Source organism: Streptomyces sp. DH12, from assembly GCF_020873895.1.
Classification (GTDB): domain Bacteria; phylum Actinomycetota; class Actinomycetes; order Streptomycetales; family Streptomycetaceae; genus Streptomyces.
The window spans coordinates 1-461 of sequence record NZ_JAHWGT010000986.1; the positions used below are offsets into that span (position 1 = coordinate 1).

Annotated in this window: 1 protein-coding gene; it reads left to right on the plus strand. The window is 70.7% G+C overall.

The genetic code is table 11. The features are described 5' to 3' along the window. Nucleotides 1–461 (plus strand): NAD(P)-dependent oxidoreductase (locus LPA54_RS38115; RefSeq protein WP_228984969.1); only part of this gene is annotated, 461 nt, incomplete at both ends.

A 461-nucleotide genomic window follows, 5' to 3' on the forward strand; every position in this document is an offset into this window, starting at 1 on the left:
CTCCCCGCACCGTCCTGCTCACCGGCGCCGCCGGCGGTCTCGGCACGCTGATGCGGGAGCTGCTCCCCTCGTACGGCTACGAGCTGCGGCTGTTCGACATGCGGCCCATCGACGGCGAACCCGACGCGGTCGTCGGGGACCTGAGCGACCAGGACGCCGTGCGGGAGGCGGTGCGGGGGGTCGACGCGGTCGTGCACCTGGCGGGCATCTCGCTGGAGGCACCCTTCGACAAGATCCTCAAGGCCAACATCGAGGGGACGTACCACCTGTACGAGGCCGCGCGTGAGGAAGGTGTGCGCCGGATCGTCTTCGCCTCCTCCAACCACGCCGTCGGCTGCACCCCGCGACCGCGGGGCGACGACCCGTTGATCCCCGTCGACACCCCGCGCCGGCCGGACACCTTCTACGGGCTGTCCAAGTGCTTCGGCGAGGATCTGGCCCAGCTGTACTGGGACAAGCAC